At 61.2% G+C, this 18,685-nt stretch carries 17 protein-coding genes; 14 read left to right on the top strand and 3 right to left on the bottom strand.

The window, feature by feature from the left end; all coding sequences use genetic code 11:
• The first annotated feature begins 11 nt into the window (after positions 1-11).
• The gene (clpS, locus tag LPW29_RS00310) at positions 12-332 is read left to right on the top strand and encodes an ATP-dependent Clp protease adapter ClpS (RefSeq protein WP_090255378.1); all 321 of its coding nucleotides are present in this window, start codon (positions 12-14) and stop codon (positions 330-332) included.
• Positions 333-344: 12 nt separating this feature from the next.
• Positions 345-2,609 (top strand): ATP-dependent Clp protease ATP-binding subunit ClpA, encoded by a 2,265-nt coding sequence (gene clpA / locus LPW29_RS00305; RefSeq protein WP_238626350.1) that lies wholly within the window; start codon positions 345-347, stop codon positions 2,607-2,609.
• A 175-nt stretch (positions 2,610-2,784) separates the two neighbouring features.
• Here clpA and infA read toward each other — a convergent pair whose 3' ends face one another.
• Positions 2,785-3,003 carry a translation initiation factor IF-1 gene (gene infA / locus LPW29_RS00300; protein WP_090255374.1) on the bottom strand — a complete coding sequence of 73 codons (219 nt, stop codon included), beginning with the start codon at positions 3,001-3,003 and terminating at the stop codon, positions 2,785-2,787.
• Positions 3,004-3,170: 167 nt separating this feature from the next.
• Here infA and fabD point away from each other — a divergent pair, with 167 nt between their 5' ends.
• The 10 genes from fabD to LPW29_RS00250 all read left to right on the top strand — a co-directional run bounded on the left by fabD (position 3,171) and on the right by LPW29_RS00250 (position 11,464).
• Entirely contained in the window at positions 3,171-4,106 is a 936-nt protein-coding gene (gene fabD, locus LPW29_RS00295) for an ACP S-malonyltransferase (RefSeq protein ID WP_238626349.1), read from the top strand.
• 41 nt (positions 4,107-4,147) lie between these two features.
• Complete coding sequence (gene fabG, locus LPW29_RS00290; RefSeq protein ID WP_238626348.1) at positions 4,148-4,891, top strand: 3-oxoacyl-ACP reductase FabG; 744 nt, start codon at positions 4,148-4,150, stop codon at positions 4,889-4,891.
• A gap of 206 nt (positions 4,892-5,097) precedes the next feature.
• Entirely contained in the window at positions 5,098-5,340 is a 243-nt protein-coding gene (gene acpP / locus LPW29_RS00285) for an acyl carrier protein (protein WP_025281709.1), read from the top strand.
• A 137-nt stretch (positions 5,341-5,477) separates the two neighbouring features.
• Positions 5,478-6,716, top strand: coding sequence for a beta-ketoacyl-ACP synthase II (gene fabF, locus LPW29_RS00280; protein WP_090255368.1), 1,239 nt, complete (start codon positions 5,478-5,480; stop codon positions 6,714-6,716).
• Between the two features lie 34 nt (positions 6,717-6,750).
• Positions 6,751-7,545, top strand: coding sequence for an aminodeoxychorismate lyase (gene pabC / locus LPW29_RS00275; RefSeq protein WP_238626347.1), 795 nt, complete (start codon positions 6,751-6,753; stop codon positions 7,543-7,545).
• 21 nt (positions 7,546-7,566) lie between these two features.
• Positions 7,567-8,574, top strand: coding sequence for an endolytic transglycosylase MltG (gene mltG / locus LPW29_RS00270; RefSeq protein WP_238626346.1), 1,008 nt, complete (start codon positions 7,567-7,569; stop codon positions 8,572-8,574).
• Positions 8,575-8,593: 19 nt separating this feature from the next.
• Positions 8,594-9,277 carry a dTMP kinase gene (gene tmk, locus LPW29_RS00265; protein WP_238626345.1) on the top strand — a complete coding sequence of 228 codons (684 nt, stop codon included), beginning with the start codon at positions 8,594-8,596 and terminating at the stop codon, positions 9,275-9,277.
• A complete protein-coding gene (gene holB / locus LPW29_RS00260; protein ID WP_238626344.1) occupies positions 9,274-10,260 on the top strand; it encodes a DNA polymerase III subunit delta' in 987 nt (328 codons plus the stop codon). Before tmk ends, holB begins: the two co-directional genes overlap by 4 nt.
• A 35-nt stretch (positions 10,261-10,295) precedes the next feature.
• Entirely contained in the window at positions 10,296-10,637 is a 342-nt protein-coding gene (locus LPW29_RS00255) for a PilZ domain-containing protein (protein WP_090255360.1), read from the top strand.
• Positions 10,638-10,648: 11 nt separating this feature from the next.
• A complete protein-coding gene (locus LPW29_RS00250) occupies positions 10,649-11,464 on the top strand; it encodes a TatD family hydrolase (RefSeq protein ID WP_238626343.1) in 816 nt (271 codons plus the stop codon).
• Positions 11,465-11,468: 4 nt separating this feature from the next.
• Here the strand turns inward: LPW29_RS00250 and LPW29_RS00245 are convergent, their stop codons facing one another.
• Complete coding sequence (locus LPW29_RS00245) at positions 11,469-12,584, bottom strand: aminotransferase class V-fold PLP-dependent enzyme (protein ID WP_238626342.1); 1,116 nt, start codon at positions 12,582-12,584, stop codon at positions 11,469-11,471.
• 8 nt (positions 12,585-12,592) lie between these two features.
• Positions 12,593-15,433, bottom strand: a complete 2,841-nt coding sequence (locus LPW29_RS00240; RefSeq protein WP_238626341.1) for a UvrD-helicase domain-containing protein — start codon at positions 15,431-15,433, stop codon at positions 12,593-12,595.
• 369 nt (positions 15,434-15,802) lie between these two features.
• On the opposite strand from LPW29_RS00240, the gene LPW29_RS00235 reads away from it, so the two are divergent.
• Entirely contained in the window at positions 15,803-17,167 is a 1,365-nt protein-coding gene (locus LPW29_RS00235) for a KamA family radical SAM protein (RefSeq protein ID WP_238626340.1), read from the top strand.
• Positions 17,168-17,255: 88 nt separating this feature from the next.
• Complete coding sequence (locus LPW29_RS00230) at positions 17,256-18,608, top strand: adenosylmethionine--8-amino-7-oxononanoate transaminase (protein WP_238626339.1); 1,353 nt, start codon at positions 17,256-17,258, stop codon at positions 18,606-18,608.
• Positions 18,609-18,685 lie beyond the last annotated feature (77 nt).

Genomic DNA, 18,685 nt, shown 5'->3' with positions numbered 1-18,685 from the left:
GATCAAAGGCTATGGGAGAAGAACGCAAATCCGGCGAAGACAGTGGCCTGTTACTGGACGAGGCAAAGCCCCGACTCAAGCAGCCCCCCCAATTCAAGGTGGTGCTGCTGAACGATGACTACACGCCCATGGAGTTCGTGATCGAGGTTCTGGAGGTCTTCTTCGCGATGGATCGCGAGAAGGCCACCCGGGTCATGCTCCATGTGCATACGCGCGGCAAAGGCGTCTGTGGCATCTATACTCGGGATGTAGCTGAAACCAAGGTGGCCCAGGTCAACGACTATTCACGAGAGCATCAGCACCCGTTGCTGTGTGCGATGGAAGAGGCCTAGAGCGGTACGACCATGCTGAATAAAGAACTCGAGTTTTCCCTGAACATGGCCTTCAAGGTCGCACGCGAAAAACGTCACGAGTTCATGACGGTGGAGCATCTGCTGCTCGCCCTCACGGACAACCCCACCGCCGTGAATGTACTGCGAGCGTGCGGGGTCAACGTGGAAGGCCTGCGCAAGCAGCTCGAGGAATTCGTGGATACCAACACACCCAAGTTGCCCTTGAAGGACCCGCGGGATACGCAGCCGACGCTGGGTTTCCAGCGGGTGCTGCAACGGGCTGTCTTCCATGTGCAGTCCTCCGGCAAGAAGGAGGTCACCGGTGCCAATGTGCTGGTGGCCATTTTTGGCGAGCAGGAGTCTCACGCCGTCTATCTGCTGGGGCAGCATGACCTGGCGCGGCTGGACGTGGTCAACTACATCTCCCACGGCATTTCCAAGGTGCCGGATGAACAGCCGGAGGAAGATGCCTCCAATTCCACCTCCAGCGAGGGGCAGGATGGCGAGGAAAGCAGCCGCAAGAACCCGCTGGAAAGTTATGCCACCAATCTCAATGAGCAGGCCCGCAAGGGCAAGATCGACCCCTTGATCGGTCGGGCCCATGAGTTGGAGCGCACCGTGCAGATCCTCTGCCGGCGCCGCAAGAACAACCCGCTGTTCGTGGGCGAGGCCGGTGTGGGCAAGACGGCCATTGCCGAGGGTCTGGCCAAAAAGATCATTGATGAGCAGGTGCCTGAGGTGTTGCGCGACAGCACCATCTATTCCCTCGATCTGGGAGCGTTGGTGGCGGGCACCAAATACCGGGGCGATTTCGAGAAACGTCTGAAGGGAGTGCTGGGCCAGTTACGGCGCCAGCCCGGCGCAGTGCTGTTCATCGACGAGATCCATACCATTATCGGAGCGGGTTCGGCTTCGGGCGGGGTGATGGATGCCTCCAACCTGATCAAGCCCATGCTCGCTTCCGGTGAACTCAAATGCATCGGTTCCACCACCTACCAGGAATACCGCGGCATCTTCGAGAAGGACCGCGCCCTGGCAAGACGTTTTCAGAAGATCGATGTCAACGAGCCCACGGTGGATGAGACCGTCGAGATCCTCAAAGGGCTCAAATCCCGTTTCGAGTCCCATCACGACGTGCGCTATACCAGCAAGGCCCTGCGCGCTGCGGCAGAACTCTCCAGCCGCTACATCACCGATCGCCATCTGCCCGATAAGGCCATCGATGTGATTGACGAGGCCGGGGCAGGTCGGCGGCTGCAGCCGGCCAGTCAACGCAAGAAGACCATCTCGGTGCAGGATGTGGAGAATATTGTCGCCAAGATTGCCCGCATCCCGCCCAAGAGCGTGTCCGCCTCGGACATGGACACCCTCAAGAATCTGGAGCGTAATCTCAAGATGGTGGTCTTTGGTCAGGATGAGCCCATCGAAAAGCTGGCCGCAGCCATCAAAATGTCCCGTTCCGGGCTGGGCGACACCGACAAGCCCATTGGTTCCTTCCTGTTCGCCGGCCCCACGGGCGTGGGCAAGACCGAGGTCACTCGCCAGCTGGCGCAGATCCTCGGGATCGAACTGGTGCGCTTTGACATGTCCGAGTACATGGAGCGTCACACGGTCTCCCGGCTCATCGGCGCCCCGCCCGGGTATGTGGGTTACGATGAAGGTGGTCTGCTCACCGACGCCATCCTGAAGCAGCCTCACTCAGTGCTGTTGCTGGACGAGGTGGAAAAGGCGCACCCGGATGTGTTCAACCTGCTGTTGCAGGTGATGGACCATGGCACCCTGACGGATACCAACGGGCGTAAGGTGGACTTTCGCAACGTGATTCTGGTGATGACCAGCAACGCCGGGGCCGAGGTGGCCAGCCGTCCATCGGTGGGCTTTACCCAGCAGGACCATTCCAGCGATGCCATGGAAGTGCTCAAGCGCACCTTCAGCCCGGAGTTCCGCAACCGCCTGGATTCCATCATCCAGTTCAAGGCCCTGGATGCGGTGACCATTGCCAACGTGGTGGACAAGTTCCTGATCCAGTTGCAGGCCCAGCTGGACGAGAAGAAGGTGGTTCTGGCGGTGGACGATGAGGCCCGCGCCTGGCTGGCCGAGCACGGCTACGATCCGAAGATGGGGGCTCGCCCCATGGCCCGCGTGATCCAGGATCAGATCAAAAAGCCGCTGGCGGAAGAAGTGCTGTTTGGTCGCCTGGTGGGCGGCGGCGAAGTGCATGTGGGCGTCAAGGACGGCAGTCTGTCCCTGGACTTTGCCGAGGAGCCGGTGCACTGAGCGGCCCCGGCCAGCCCTCACCCCCGGCCCCTCTCCCGCTCGCGGGAGAGGGGAGAATCTTCTCCCTGTGGGCTTTAGTCCTTCTCCTTCAACGGGAGAGGGGAGAACCTTCTCCCTGTGGGGCTTTAGCCCTTCTCCCCCAAGGGGAGAAGGGTTGGGATGAGGGGAGGGAAGATTACTTGTTCCGGTAAACGATCCGGCCCTTGCTCAGATCGTAGGGGGTCATCTGCACGGTGACCCGGTCGCCCCGGAGGATACGGATGTAGTGCTTGCGCATGCGCCCCGAGATGTGGGCGGTGACCACGTGTCCGTTATCCAGCTCAACACGAAACATGGTGTTGGGCAGGTTGTCCAGCACCGTACCATCCAGCTCGATATGATCTTCTTTAGACATATGCCCGTACAGGGTTTGGCGATCCAGGGGGGTAATTATCAACACTGTGCGCCATAACACAAGAGCTATCTGCCCCTTGTGATGCGGTTTGTCATCGGCATTGCCCCCACCCCCCCGGTTTGCCTACACTAGGCGGCTTTACCATGACCCTCGCAAGGACTTGTCTCATGAGAATCGCCTGTGTCTTTCCGGGCCAGGGCTCCCAGTCCCTGGGTATGCTCGGCCCCCTGGCGCAAGCCCATCCGCAGGTGCGCGAAACCTTCCAGGAGGCCTCCGATGTGCTGGGCCTGGATCTGTGGGCCCTGACCCAGGAAGGCCCTGAGGGAGATCTGAACCGCACCGAAAACACTCAGCCGGCGATGCTGGCGGGCGGTGTGGCCGCCTGGCGGGTCTGGAACGCCGAAGGCGGTCCGGAGCCACAGATCATGGCGGGCCACAGCCTGGGGGAGTACACGGCACTGGTCTGTGCCGATACCCTGGACTTCGATGCCGCCGTGCGCCTGGTGGCTGAGCGAGGCCGGCTGATGCAAGGGGCCGTGGCCGAGGGTGAGGGGGCCATGGCCGCCGTGCTGGGTCTCAGTGATGAGCAGGTGCAGGCTGTCTGCCTGGAGGCCTCCGCCGAGGGCGTGGTGGAAGCCGTGAATTTCAATGCGCCAGGGCAGGTGGTGATTGCCGGGCAGACGGTCGCTGTGGAGCGCGCCACGGCACTGGCCAAGGAGGCCGGCGCCAAACGGGCCGTCCAGTTGCCAGTGAGCGTACCCTCCCATTGCCAACTGATGAAATCGGCCGCCCTGCAGATGCATGTGCGCCTGGAGTCTGTTCGCGTGGGCATTCCCCGCATTCCCGTGATCCATAATGTGGATGTGGATTGTCACGACGGTGCCGAGGTGATTCGCGGCGCCCTGGCGGCGCAGATTCACCGCCCGGTCCGCTGGGTGGAGACGATTCAGCGCATGACCGGGGATGGCATCACGCATGTGGTGGAACTGGGCCCGGGCAAGGTGCTCACGGGCTTGAACAAGCGCATCGACAAATCTTTGAAACTGGCCTGTGTGCAGGACCCTGAATCCCTGGCTCAGGCCCTGGAGATGTGCCGGTCCTGACAGGACGGCGGCCCATTGCAGACTGCAGACGAGGAGTATGCATGACTCTTGAAGGTGAAGTGGCCCTGGTGACGGGCGCCAGTCGTGGTATTGGCAAGGCCATTGCCTTGACCCTGGCCAATCAGGGCGCGACCGTGGTAGGTACTGCCACCAGTGAAAAGGGTGCCGAAGGCATTACCGCTTATCTGACCGAGGCCGGTGCCAAGGGGCGGGGAATGGTCCTGGATGTGACCCGTCCGGAGGACGTGGATGGCCTGATCAAGCAGGTAACGGGAGAATTCGGTGCCGTGACCGTACTCGTGAACAATGCCGGCATCACCCGGGACAACCTGCTGATGCGGATGAAGGATGAGGAATGGGATGACATCATCCAGACCAACCTGACCGCTGTCTACCGAGTGAGCAAGGCGGTGTTGCGAGGCATGATGAAGGTGCGCAAGGGGCGTATCATCAATGTGGGGTCCGTGGTGGGCTCTTCCGGTAACGCGGGGCAAACCAACTACGCCGCTGCCAAGGCGGGCCTGCTGGGCTTCACGAAGTCCCTGGCGCGGGAGGTCGGCGCTCGGGGCGTGACCGTGAATACGGTGGCGCCGGGCTTTATCGACACGGACATGACGCGGGGGCTGCCAGAAGAGCAGAAATCTGCCCTGTTAGGCCAGATCCCGCTGGGTCGGCTGGGTGACCCGGCCGAGGTGGCGGGAGTGGTCGCATTCCTGGCCTCGCCCACCGCCGCCTACGTGACAGGGGAGACCCTGCACGTGAATGGCGGCATGTTTATGGGCTGATCCACGGCTCAGGTCATGATCAGGGCGATGTTTTCGCTTGATTTTTTATTGCGCCCAGTAGAGTTTACAGCCCAGTGGACGCGGTCCATACTTCCGGGGGTGCGCTGCACCCCTTGGCGAACACGCACAGTGGATCGACCGAAGGGATTTCAATACAATAGCGGCCCAGCTTCGGCTGCTTTTCAAATCAAGGGGATAGGTTAACCATGAGCAATATCGAAGAACGCGTCAAGAAAATCGTCGTTGAGCAACTCGGCGTTAAAGAAGAAGACGTCACCAACAGTGCCTCTTTCGTGGACGATCTCGGCGCGGATTCATTGGACACCGTTGAATTGGTGATGGCACTGGAAGAGGAATTCGAAACCGAAATTCCTGACGAGCAGGCCGAGAAGATCACCACCGTTCAGCAGGCCATTGACTACATCAACGAGCACCTGCCGAACGCCTGATCGGGGATTGCCAACACCCGTGTTCAACGCCCGTGGCCGCGACCAGTCCCCTGATCGCGGCCACGAGTGCTCAAACCGCTGGTTGTACAGAGTTGAACTTCAAGATTTCACGCCCGGCGTGAAAAAGGGGCAGTAGATTGTCTAAACGGCGCGTAGTCATTACCGGTCTTGGCATCGTCTCGCCGGTCGGATCCACCCTCAATACCGCATGGGACAACATCACCGCGGGTCGTAGTGGCATCTCTCCCATTGACGTCTTTGACGCATCCGGCATGCCCGTGCGCATCTCGGGGGCCGTCAGGGATTTCAACGCCGACGATTACATCTCACCCAAGGAACAGCGCAAGATGGACACCTTTGTCCATTACGGCATGGCCGCCGGGATCCAGGCCATCCGTGACGCCGGGGTGGAAGTGACCGAGGACAATGCCGAGCGCATCGGTGTGGCCATCGGTTCGGGTATTGGTGGTCTGCCCTATATCGAGAAGAGCTACGGAGCCTTTCTCAAGGGCGGTGCCCGCAAGATCTCACCATTCTTCGTGCCCAGCGCCATCATCAACATGGTCGCGGGCAACCTCTCCATCATGTTTGGCCTCAAGGGACCGAACATCTCCATCGTTTCCGCCTGTGCCACCGGAACACACAATATCGGTGATGCGGCGCGCATGATCAAATACGGCGAAGTGGACATGATGGTCGCGGGTGGCGCCGAAATGGCTACCACGCCGCTGGGTATCGGTGGTTTTGCCGCGGCCCGGGCCCTGTCCACGCGCAATGATGACCCCACCCGCGCCAGCCGCCCCTGGGACAAGGACCGTGACGGTTTCGTGCTGGGCGACGGCGCCGGTGTGGTGGTGCTGGAGGATTACGAACATGCCAAGGCCCGAGGCGCCCGTATCTACTGCGAGCTGTCCGGTTTTGGCTGGAACTCCGACGCCTTCCACATGACCATGCCCTCCGAGGGCGGCGAGGGGGCCGCTGCCTGTATGCTGCAGGCCCTGAAGGATGCCGGCATCAATCCCGATGAGGTGGATTATGTGAACGCCCATGGCACGTCCACTCCGGCCGGTGACAAGGCTGAGACCATGGCGCTCAAGCGCGCCCTGGGTGACCATGCGTACAAGACTGCGGTGAGTTCCACCAAGTCCATGACCGGTCACCTGCTGGGCGCCGCCGGGGGCATTGAGGCCGTGTTCTCGGCGCTGGCCCTGCATCATGGCGTGTTGCCGCCTACCATCAACCTGGACAACCCGGATCCCGAGTGCGATCTGGATTACGTGCCCAATACGGCGCGTGAAACCCAGGCGCGGGTGGCCGTTTCCAATTCCTTTGGTTTTGGTGGCACCAACGGCAGCCTGGTATTCACGAAGCTCTAAAGGGCTGTCAAATGGCAGGGCAGGGGGGGGGCCGGTGATACTCGTCAACGGACAACCCTCGCAGTCCTTGCCGGTGGCGGACCGGGGGCTTCAATACGGCGATGGCCTGTTCGAGACCCTGCGGGTAGAGGCGGGCGAACCCCTTCACTGGTCACGACATCTGTCCCGTTTGCAAACGGGGTGCGAGCGATTGGGGATTCCGGCACCCGATGCGGCTGTCCTGCACCATGAGGCCCTCACTGTGCTTCAAGGGCAGCCCCGCGGGGTTCTCAAGATCATGGTGACCCGGGGCAGTGGTCCCCGGGGCTATCGACCGCCGGCTGCACCCGCGCCGACCCGTATCCTTGCCTGGAGTGCGCCTGCCGCCGCCCCGTCCCTCACGGTGTCCGAAGGCGTGGATGTGCGCTTGTGCCGGATGCGACTCTCCCGCAACCCGGCGCTGGCCGGCATCAAGCACCTGAATCGGCTGGAACAGGTGATGGCCCGGTCCGAATGGTCCGATGCTTTTCAGGAAGGTCTCATGCTGGACACCTCGGGACAGGTCGTGGAAGGCACCATGAGCAATCTCTTTCTGGTGCGGGATGATGCCCTCGTGACTCCTGATCTGTCACACTGCGGCGTGGCCGGCATCACGCGGGCGCGCGTGATGGAGAGGGCTCGGGCGTGGGGGGTGTCCTGCCAGGAGGATTCGGTCCGCGTGGAAGATCTGTGGCGGGCCGATGGCCTGTTCCTGACCAACACGCTCATCGGCCTGTGGCCCGTACGCTCCCTGGAAGGACATCCTGTGTCGGTGCCGCCACTCGTTGCCCGCCTGCAACAGGCCCTTTGACACCATTGAGACAGGCTGCCCATGCGAATCCTGATACTGCTGTTGTTGACGGTCCTGGCCGGGGCCGGAGCCTTGGCCTGGGACTATCAACGGTTTCTGGACACCCCGGCAAACCTGGCTGAAAAAGAGGTATTCGTCGTGCCCTCGGGGGCCTCGCTCCGGCGAGTGGGGCAGAACCTGGCAGCGGCCGGCATCATTGAAAATGCCCACTACTGGGAACTGCATGGGCGCATGGAGGGCAAGGCTCAGGATCTGCGTGCTGGTGAATATTTGCTCACCCCGGATATGACGCCACCGGCGCTGTTGGCCCTGTTCATCCAGGGGCGCACCCTGCAGTACAGCCTGACCATTCCCGAGGGCTGGAACTTCCGTCAGATGATGCAAGCCGTCGCTGATCACGCGCACATCGAGAACACTCTGAATCCTGAAGATCATGAGGCCGTCATGGAGCACCTGGGTAAGCCGGGCGCTCATCCTGAGGGCTGGTTCTTCCCGGATACCTATCTCTTTCCTCGTGGCACCACGGATCTGGATTTTCTGCGTCGTGCCCACGAGCGCATGGAACATGCGCTGAATGTTGCCTGGGAGGGCAGGCAGGAAGATCTGCCACTGGAAACGCCGTATGAGGCCCTGATCCTGGCCTCCATTGTGGAGAAGGAGACCGGGCAGGCCGGGGAGCGCTCCAGGGTGGCGGCCGTCTTCGTGGAGCGCTTGCGTCGTGGGATGCGGTTGCAGACCGATCCCACGGTGATCTATGGCATTGAACAGTTTGATGGCCGTATCCGGCGCCGCGATCTGCGCCTGGATACCCCCTACAACACCTATACCCGGGATGGCCTGCCACCCACCCCCATCGCCCTGCCAGGAGCCGCTGCGCTGGAAGCCGTGGCTCATCCGGCGGACTCCAAGGCCTTGTTCTTCGTGTCCAGGGGGGACGGCACCCATCACTTCTCGGAGACTTATCGAGAACATCGCCAGGCCGTGATCAAATACCAGCTGGATGGCGATGCCAGTCGGTATGGCCGCTGATTCAGCAGGATTCATTGCATTGACCACCCAGTTTGATGATTCGACGCAAGCCGTGCCCGCGCGCGGAAAATTCATTTGCCTGGAAGGGATCGAGGGCGTGGGCAAGTCCACCCAGGTGCAGGCACTGGCGGACCACCTGACCCAGCGCGGGATCCCCGTGATGACCACCCGCGAGCCCGGCGGGACAGAGATCAGCGAGGCAGTACGGGGATTGCTGTTATCGCAGGATTACCCGCCCATGCATGAGGATACGGAGCTGTTGCTGGTGTTTGCTGCCCGGGCCGAGCATTTGCAGAAGCGCATCCTGCCCGCGCTTGAGACGGGCACCTGGGTGATCAGTGACCGCTTTACCGATGCCACCTATGCCTACCAGGGTGGGGGACGAGGTATTGAAGTACAGCGTATTGCGGCACTGGAGAGCTGGGTGCAGGGCGACTTCCGCCCAGACCTGACCTTGCTGCTGGATGCGGCGGTGGCCACCGGGCTGGCTCGGGCGGCCAAACGGGGGCAGGGGGACCGGTTTGAGCAGGAGACCCTGGCATTCTTCGAGCGGGTCCGTGGCATCTATCGCTCGCGGGTGCGGATGCAGCCCGAGCGTTACGCCGTCATCGATGCCGAGCAGCCCCTGGAGCAGGTGCGTGCCGATCTGATTGCCCGGGTGGATGCCCTGTTGGATGCCGGGTGGAACCGGGGGGGCGCATGACCGGGGCACCGTATCCCTGGTTGGCGCCGGCCTGGCGGGCACTCAGGGAGCAGGTCGAGGCCGGGCGCCTGGCCCATGGCCTGTTGTTCACGGGCCCTCAGGGCGTGGGTAAGCTGGAAATGGCCCGTCGCCTGGCTCAGGGGCTGTTGTGTACTACCCCGGATTCCGCGGGCGCCCCTTGTGGGCAATGCCATGGTTGTCACATGGTACGCGCCGCCTCTCATCCGGATCTCACCGAGTTGACCATCCCCGAGGGCAAGACCCGGATCCTGGTGGACCAGATTCGAGGCCTGGCTGGCTTCATGGGTCTGAGCCGCAGTCATGGGCGTTACCGGTTGGCCATCATTCATCCGGCCGATGCCATGAATGAAGCCTCGGCCAACAGCCTGCTCAAGACCCTGGAGGAACCGCCGGGGGAGGGCATCCTGATGCTTGTTACAGCCCATCCGGCACGCCTGCCCGCTACCATTCTCAGTCGTTGCCAGCAGATCAAATTGCCCATGCCGGACGTTGCCCTGGCCCGGGAATGGCTCGCCGGATCCGTGCCTGAGGCGTCGGTGGATACATTGTTGGCCCTGGGGCAGGGCTCGCCCCTGCGGGCCCGAAGCCTGGCCGAGGGGGAGGCCGTCGAAGAATGGCAGGCACAGCGGCGCGCCCTTCTGGATCTGCTGGCGGGCAGGCTGGCACTGGGGAGTCTGGTGGATCGACTCAAGGACGTGTCCATGAGCGAATGGGTGACCCGGCAGCAGATCCTGATCAGTGATGTGATCCGTTGGCACATGACAGGTGAGGATGGAGCACAAACCTCGGGCATTGCACCCCGTGAGGATTTGCAGGCCCTGGCAAAGGCGTTAGACTTGCAGGCATCGTTCCAGCTTCAGCAGCAGCTGTTGATCTGGCGCCAGGGGCTGGACTCCAACGTGAACACGGTGATGTTCCTGGAGGACATGCTGATCACCTGGCGGGATCTGGCCCGCTCCTGAACCCTCACGCACCGCGCTCAACCGGGGAGACCGTCGTGGCACCAGGGCAAGGTATCCTCTCGTTGTCCATCAAGGACAAGAACTCGTTGTATTCCGCTTATATGCCGTTTGTGAAGAATGGCGGCCTTTTCATCCCCACGCAAAAGCCCTACAAGCTGGGGGATGAGGTCTTCATGCTGCTCACCCTGATGGAGGAGCGTGAACGTCTGCCGGTGGCAGGCCGGATCATCTGGATCACGCCGCCGCGTGCCCAGGGTAACCGAACTCCCGGCATCGGCGTGCAGTTCAACGAACAGGACAACGGCGCCACCCGCAACAAGATTGAGGGTCTGCTGGGTGGCACCCTGCAGGCCGACCGTCCCACCCATACCATGTAGGATGCCGCACTTTGCTGATCGACTCCCATTGTCACCTGGACCGCATTGACCTCAAGCCCTTTGATGGCGACAGGGACCGCATGATGCAAGCGGCTGCCGAGGCAGGTGTGGATCACATGCTGTGCGTGTGCATCGATATGGACAATTACGCCCAGGTAAAGGAACTGGCCGCCCGTTATGAGCAGGTATCCTGCTCGGTGGGGGTCCATCCCAGTGCGCGGGAGGGGCATGAACCCAGCGAGGAGGAACTGGTGACCATGGCCAATGACCCGGGTGTGGTGGCCATCGGCGAGACGGGGCTGGACTATCACTATAATGAAGGGGATCTGGAGTGGCAGCGGGAGCGTTTCCGTCGCCATATACGTGCCGCCCGGGTCGCCGGCAAGCCGGTGATCATCCATACCCGGGACGCACGTCGGGATACCCTGGATATCCTGCAAGCGGAGGGCGTCCAGGACGCGGGCGGCGTGCTGCACTGTTTTACTGAGGATTGGAACATGGCCCGCGCTGGTCTGGACCTGGGCCTGTATGTGTCGTTTTCCGGTATTGTCACCTTTCGCAATGCCCAGATCCTGCGCGATGTGGCCCGCCAGGTTCCCGATGATCGCCTGCTGGTGGAGACCGATGCGCCCTATCTGGCACCGGTCCCCTACCGGGGCAAGACCAATCACCCGGCCTGGGTGCGTCATGTGGCCGAGTGTGTGGCAGAGGTGCGGGGCGTCACCCTGGAACGCGTGGCGGAACAGACTACAGCCAACTACTGTCGCCTGTTCGGCAAGCCCGAACATGGCATCCCCCGGTCGTTGCCTGGCGCCGGCGGAGGCTGAGAGCTCAGATCCCGCTTGCGCGCTCCACGGCCCGCTCCAGGTCACTGGTGCGGGTATGGAAATGCGGGGAGAACCGGATCCCGCCACCACGCAGTGCGCACAGGACACCTTCTTCCATCAGTCTCTGATAGGTCTGCTGGGCATCCATGCCCTGGCGTCCGAAGGTGACAATGCCCGCCCGACGATCCGCCTGCACCGGTGAATACACGTCAAACTTGCTGGCTCGTAGCAGGTCGATGAGGTATTCCACGTTGCGTGACAGGGCATCGGCCACGAACTCCATGCCTGTCTCCTCGAACAGTGACAGGCTGGCCTCCAGGGCATGGATGCCCAGCATGTTGGGGCTGCCGCATTCAAAGCGCCTGGCGGAGCGGGCCGGCTCCCAGTCCAGGCGATCAAAATTGCCCATGTCTTCCACCATGTGCCAGCCGAACTGTTGTAGCGTGAGTTGATCCCGCAGGCGTTCGGCGCAGTAGAACACGGCAATGCCTTCCGGGCCCAGAAGCCATTTGTGGGCATCGGCTGCCAGGAAATCCGCCTGGCAGGCCTGTACATCCAGGGGTAAGGCGCCCAGTTGCTGAATGGCATCCACGCAAAACAGCACGCCACGATTGTGACAGGCGTTGCCCAGACGGTTCAGGTCCATGCGCAGGCCGTTGGCATATTGCACGGCGCTCACGCTGAGCAGGCGAGTGCGCCGGTCCATGGCGCCCAGCAGGGCGGCCTCAGGGTCAGAAACCTTCGATAGGTCTACCAGACGGGTTTCCACCCCAGAACGTTCCAGGGACTGCCAGACGATGCGGTTGGAGGGAAACTCCTGAAGCGGGCAGACCACGTTCTCTCCCGATTGCCAGGGCAGGCCATGGGCCACCACGGACAGGGCCTCGGAGGTGTTCTTGAGCAGGCCGATGTCGTCCATGGACGGGGCATGGATCAGTCGCTGCAGTCGCTCCCGCAGGCGTTTTTCCACCTTGAGCCACTGCAGGTAATGGCGTGAACCCTGCTGCGTGTTCTCCACGGCAAAACTGGCCACGGCACGCTGGGTTCGCACAGGCCATGGGCCCACAGCGGCATGGTTCAGGTGCAGGATGTCTTTGGCCAGAGGGAATTCCGGGTGCATGTTCATCCTTATAAGGAGGTAGGAGTCGCCAGGCTTTCGATCAGCCCCCGCAGGCTTTTCAGATTGCCTTCAAGGGCCTCGGCGAAGCCAGGACGATATCGACCCTGCAGGCGCTCCTCGGCTTCCCAGGGCGTGCCCATGTCAGCGGGGCGAAACAGATCGTAATAGCCCCACCAGTGCTCTCCAAGCTTGATCTTCAGTCGGGGGTTGACGATGTAGTGACCACGCTGAATACGCAAGAAGAGCCGACGATTGTAGGGGTCGCTTCCCTTGACCTCATTCTTGGCCAGTATCGAGCTGATGTATTCCCGTCGCTTGCGCCTTGGTGGCAACACGCTGTCAGGCAGTCGATTGGCATGGCTGCTGAGTACGGGAGCCGTGAATACTCCTTCCCGCCAGGCTGCCGCAGGCCCCAGATAGCGATAGAACATGGTCCCTACAAGTAAAAGCAGGAAATGCTCCATCAAGTGCTGATCCAGCTTGATCAGCCGTCCCTCCATCTGCACGGACAAACTCTCGGGGACCAGTTGTGCATAGACCGAATCGAGGCGGCGATCCGGGTTCTTGTCGTTGAAAATCGCTTGTTCAAGGGCAAACTGCACCGGCAGAAAACCGTGATTGGCCACGGCATGCTTGTCTGCGCCCCGTTCCAGCAAGGCCTCCACCAAGGCATCGTTCTCCATCCGCGCGGCGACCATCAGTGGTGTGAGATTGAAGCGATCACGATGATCGACGCCGTAGCGATCCACTTCCCTGAGCACAGCTTGCGGCTTGCGGAAGGTATGGGCCTGAAAACGCTTCTGATACAGTTGCTGAACTGCCTTGGCCTCTCCCTGCTGTGCCGGCCGGAAGCCTGCCCGGGTCATGTCATTGAGACTGGGTAAATGGTGGTGCACGAGAGCATATTCGAAGACCTCGAGCCGCCGCTTCTTGTCGGGCTCAGCCATGGCCTGCTCGTGTAACTGTTCAAAACCTTCCCGATCCAGCGGGGTCCAGGGCACCTCCTGCTCTTGCAGCACGCGCTCGCGGATGTCCCGGGCCTGCTCCTCCTTCCCCTGCATCTCCAGGCGATGGGCCTCCTGCTGCCACTCCTGAACACTGGAGCGCTCGGCTTCCATATCGAGTTCGCCGGTGAAACGATCCAGTTGCAAAAGCTGCATCAAGGGGTGCTGCAACTCCGACTCGACGATATAGAGATTGCGCACACCGCGTGTGGTGGCCACATAGAGGGCATTGATGTAGAACTTGAACACCTCGAGCGACTTGTCACGCTTGTCCTTGGCGCGCGCATAGGGGAGCTCATCCCGCTCCAGGTCGGCCGCATCCACGCCTCGGGCGATCTCGCGGAAGGCGTCCGTCTCGGCGCTGATGAAGTTGTAGAGGACGATGCTGTCGTACTCCAGCCCCTTTGCCTCCTGGACCGAGAAGACCAGCGGCGTGTCAAACCACTCCCGGGCGGCGGGTTTCTGTTCGGGATGCATGACCAGCACGGCGCAGCGGGTGGAGTAGGCGGTGCGGCTGTTCAATTCGCGCTTGATGCCCGCATCGTCCGCAAGCAGCTGCAGGCGGCCCGAGCCCGCGCTGACGCAGCGCACCAGAAAGTTGCTCTCCCGGTCCACGGAACCAAACCGGGCATGCTTGAGCTTGAGGATTCGGTTGGCCACCTCGGTCACCACCGCTGTATTGCGGTAATTGGCATGCAGGATGCGGATGACCTCGTGGGGGCCGGAAAGCGCGCGTTCTTCGAAGAACAGGGACTTGACCCGCGCCCAGGAGAAGAAATTGGGGTGGACAATCTGATTGGAGTCGCCACACAGAATGAATTGCCCCGCGTGGCGCAGTAGCTTGAGGATGAGATAGAGTTGGATGTTGGTGAGGTCCTGTACCTCATCGATGATGATGAAGTCGTAACGTGGCTCGGCCTTGTCGAGATACTGGTGGCTGACGATATTGGGGTCATACAGCCCGGCCTCGTCCAGAAAGCGCAGATACCCCTCAAAAAACCCGTAAACCTCGGCCCGCTCCTCCTCGGCGAAGATCGATTGCTTGACACCCAGTTCCAGATATTCCTCACGGCTCAGCCAGGGGTGCTCCTTCACCGGGCCGGTGATCACGCCGCGAATCTCCTCATAGACCTTCTGCGGATCCTTCAGACGGCTCTTGCCACGGTGGCGCTGAAACCACTGCTGGAAGTCGCGCATGGTGGCTTCGCGGCCCGTCGGCACCTGGATGGTCTCCAGCAGTTCCTGGAAAGAGAGGAACTCAACCTCCTGGTCTTCGTTCGTGTAACCGTGGGCGAAATACAGGTCGCGGGCATTGCGCACCAGGAAGGCGGAGAGACTCACGTAGAGGACATCGCCAATGGCCTGCTTCATTTTCTCCAGGGTCAAGGCCGTTTTGCCGCTGCCCGCGGAGCCGACCACCACGAGGGGAGGGTTGAGGTCGTAAACGGCCTCTTGATCCTCGTCGAAGGATATCGCCTTATCGAGAAGGTGGAACCGCTCCCGCTCGGGATGCACGTAGGTGAGCCGTGTCGCTTCCTCGAGCGCGGTTTCCGCCGTCTCCAGTGGCGGAATCCGATCCTCGTCAATGCTGGCACCGGCCAGGAATCGGGAACGATCGTAGGCGTGATTGGGGATGTGCTCCAGGATCAGGCAGACGGTCTCATCCCCATGGCGATGGAAACTGAACAGCAGGCGATCGCTCTTGTTCAGGCGCGCCCGAAACAGGTTGGTGCCCACCTTCTTGACATCGGCTTGGCCAAAACTGTCCGCTTCAAGTAAGGCGCGCAGTTTCTTGAAGCCCTTGATTCGATCGGTTTTCAGTTCGTTATAGATCAGAGTTCGCATGTCTTCCGTCGTCCTGCCTGTTGCAGCCCCCGCGGGTTGTCTGGTTCACCTCGTCAGGCACGTCTTTTCGGGATGTGCCCGGACGCGCTGGCGGTGTTTTAGACTACGCGCCTACAACGAGAGTGGCCATATGGCCGGCGAGGGAAAGCGGTGGTGGAACGGGTACTCTTTTGGGACGGTTTGCGTTTTTAGATGCGTGTTTGTTATATTCGAAAAGCTTTGCCCCCTTAGAATTTTGCCATCTAGGCCGCCTTCATGCGCGGTCTCCTCGGAGAGCAGGGCTGGCACGCCTGCGGCGCCCGTTCTTCGTCACGCTGGATCCAAGATTCCCTTTTGCATCTTGATCTGATCACAGAATCGGAGGCGTCTATGAATTCTGTCCTCAACTTTTATCGACACGAAGAATTGCGGGAGATCGAAGCCCGGGCCTTCAAAGTCTTCACCGACCGTAATCTTGACCAGATTCCGGCCCTGGATCGTCTGTCCGACGAGTGCCGCTTCGAGATGAAGGTGGTGGCCAGTGTTCTGCCGTTTCGTGTAAATGAGTACATCATAGAGGAATTGATCGACTGGGATCAGGTCCCCAATGACCCGATCTACCAATTGACCTTCCCGCAGCGCGACATGCTGGAGCCTGAAGCCTTTGATCGCATGGCCGAGTTGCATCGTCGCGGCGCTGATCGCACCGAGATCGTGGCCTTGGCACGCCAGCTGCGCGATGAATTGAACCCGCATCCGGCGGGGCAGATGGAGATGAACCGCCCGGAACTGGACGGGGAACCGCTGCAGGGTCTGCAGCATAAGTACCGCGAGACGGTGCTGTTCTTCCCCAGCCAGGGGCAGACCTGCCATGCCTACTGCACCTTCTGCTTCCGCTGGGCACAGTTCGTGGGTGACAAGAGTCTGCGCATTGCCTCCAATCAGGCCAGCGACATGCTGGGATATCTGCGTGTCAATCCCGAGGTGAGCGATATCCTGATCACCGGTGGCGACCCGATGGTGATGAAGACCAAGCATCTGGCCCAGTATCTGGAACCGTTGATGGGTCCCGAGTTTGAGCATGTGCAGACTGTGCGCATTGGCACCAAGGCGCTGACCTTCTGGCCCCATCGCTTTGTGAGTGACGCCGATGCCGACGATCTGGTCATGCTGCTGGAACGCCTGGTCAAGGCGGGCAAGCATGTCGCCATCATGGCGCATTACAATCATTGGCGGGAAATGGAAACCCCCATGGCGCGCGAGGCCATCCGTCGTCTGCGTGCCACCGGCGCTGAAATCCGCAGCCAGGGGCCGCTGCTGGCGCATATCAATGACGACCCGGCTGTATGGGCGCGCATCTGGGAGAACCAGGTACGCCTGGGCATCATTCCGTATTACATGTTTGCCGAGCGGGATACCGGTGCGCGTCGCTATTTCGAGGTGCCGTTGGCCCGTGCCTGGGAGATCTACCGGGATGCCATGAAGCAGGTGTCCGGCCTGGGTCGAACGGCCCGCGGACCTTCCATGAGTGCCGGCCCCGGTAAGGTGGAAATCCAGGGTGTGACCGAGATTCACGGTGAGAAGGTGTTCGTGCTGCGCTTCATCCAGGGCCGTAATCCGGAGTGGGTGCAGCGGCCGTTCTTTGCCCGTTATGATGAAGAGGCCACCTGGCTGCATCATCTCAAGCCGGCTTTTGGCGAAGAGAAGTTCTTCTTCGAGGAGGAGTACGAGGCCATGCAGGCGGGGGTGGCCTGATCCTTCGTCGACTTGATTGACTGGAGCAGGTGAGGGCAGGGCCGCGAGCAATCGCGGCCCTTTCTGGTTTTGGCACCATGGTGAGACGATGAATAACGAAAGCATCAAGCAGCGCGATCTGGCAGTGGTCTGGCATCCGTGTACGCAGATGAAGGATCACGAGCATCTCCCGTTGACCCCCATTCGGCGCGGGGAGGGGGTCAGGCTGGAGGATTTTGACGGGAATCATTACATCGATGCCGTCAGCTCCTGGTGGGTGAACCTGTTTGGCCATGCCAATCCAGTGATCAACCAGGCCATCCGGGACCAACTGGATCAACTGGAGCATGTGATCCTGGCTGGTTTCAGTCATGAGCCGGTGGTGAAGCTCTCCGAGCGCCTGGTGGAGATCACGCCCCCGGGCCTGAGTCGCTGTTTTTATGCGGACAGCGGTTCGGCGGCGGTGGAGGTAGCCCTGAAGATGAGCTTTCATTACTGGCTCAACACAGGGCAGGGGGGCAAGACGCGCTTCATCTGCCTGACCAACAGCTACCATGGTGAGACCCTGGGGGCCCTGGCGGTGGGCGATGTGCCGCTGTACAAGGCCACCTATGGTCCGCTGCTCATGGAGCCCATCCCGGTGGCTGCGCCGGACTGCTATGAGCGGGAACCGGGCGAGACCTGCGAGCAGGTGGCGGAGCGTCGCTTTCAGGCCATGGAGGAGACCCTGGCGCGCCATGCTCATGAGACCTGTGCGGTGATCGTCGAGCCGTTGGTGCAGTGTGCCGGCCATATGCGCATGTACCATCCCCGTTATCTGGAGTTGTTGCGTGAGGCCTGTGATCGGCATGGGGTGCACCTGATCGCCGATGAGATTGCGGTGGGTTTCGGGCGCACGGGGACGATGTTTGCCTGTGAGCAAGCAGACATCACGCCAGATTTCATGTGTTTGTCCAAAGGGCTGACCGGGGGGTACCTGCCGTTGTCGGTGGTGCTCACCAACGACACGGTGTATCAGGCCTTTTACGATGACTACACCAAGTTGAATGCCTTTCTGCATTCTCATTCCTACACGGCCAATCCGCTGGCCTGTACGGCGGCACTGGCGACGCTGGATCTGTTCGAGCGGGATGATGTGCTGGGAAACAACCGGCGCCTGGCGCAGGTGATTCGCGAGTCCCTGGCGCCGCTGGCGGATCATCCGCATGTGGCGGATGTGCGTCAGCATGGAATGATCGCGGCGGTGGAGATGGTCAAGGATAAAGCCACCCGGGCGCCGTATCCCTGGCAGGAGCGTCGTGGGCTGATTGCCTATCAGCATGCCCTGAAGCGTGGTGCCTTGCTGCGGCCGTTGGGGAATGTGGCTTACATGATGCCGCCCTATGTGATCACGGAGGATCAAATCCGGTTCCTGGCGCAGGTGATGGCTGAGGGGATTGATCTGGCAACTGCTGCTGATTGAGTGGTTTTGCCTGGTTGCCTCCGTGGGTGGCTTTGTTGGGGGTCGGGGTGGAGGTCACTCTCCGGGGGCAGATTCCT

This window comes from Ectothiorhodospira sp. 9100 (assembly GCF_022227565.1).
Lineage (GTDB): Bacteria > Pseudomonadota > Gammaproteobacteria > Ectothiorhodospirales > Ectothiorhodospiraceae > Ectothiorhodospira > Ectothiorhodospira marina.
The sequence above is the reverse complement of the archived record's forward strand: the minus strand, read 5'-3'. Positions and strand labels throughout refer to the sequence as shown.

Coding starts and splice junctions, on each gene's coding strand:
- clpS (WP_090255378.1), top strand. CDS start 12: ATGGGAGAAGAACGCAAATCCGGCGAAGACAGTGGCCTGTTACTGGAC.
- clpA (WP_238626350.1), top strand. CDS start 345: ATGCTGAATAAAGAACTCGAGTTTTCCCTGAACATGGCCTTCAAGGTC.
- infA (WP_090255374.1), bottom strand. CDS start 3,003: ATGTCTAAAGAAGATCATATCGAGCTGGATGGTACGGTGCTGGACAAC.
- fabD (WP_238626349.1), top strand. CDS start 3,171: ATGAGAATCGCCTGTGTCTTTCCGGGCCAGGGCTCCCAGTCCCTGGGT.
- fabG (WP_238626348.1), top strand. CDS start 4,148: ATGACTCTTGAAGGTGAAGTGGCCCTGGTGACGGGCGCCAGTCGTGGT.
- acpP (WP_025281709.1), top strand. CDS start 5,098: ATGAGCAATATCGAAGAACGCGTCAAGAAAATCGTCGTTGAGCAACTC.
- mltG (WP_238626346.1), top strand. CDS start 7,567: ATGCGAATCCTGATACTGCTGTTGTTGACGGTCCTGGCCGGGGCCGGA.
- holB (WP_238626344.1), top strand. CDS start 9,274: ATGACCGGGGCACCGTATCCCTGGTTGGCGCCGGCCTGGCGGGCACTC.
- LPW29_RS00245 (WP_238626342.1), bottom strand. CDS start 12,584: ATGCACCCGGAATTCCCTCTGGCCAAAGACATCCTGCACCTGAACCAT.
- LPW29_RS00240 (WP_238626341.1), bottom strand. CDS start 15,433: ATGCGAACTCTGATCTATAACGAACTGAAAACCGATCGAATCAAGGGC.
- LPW29_RS00235 (WP_238626340.1), top strand. CDS start 15,803: ATGAATTCTGTCCTCAACTTTTATCGACACGAAGAATTGCGGGAGATC.
- LPW29_RS00230 (WP_238626339.1), top strand. CDS start 17,256: ATGAATAACGAAAGCATCAAGCAGCGCGATCTGGCAGTGGTCTGGCAT.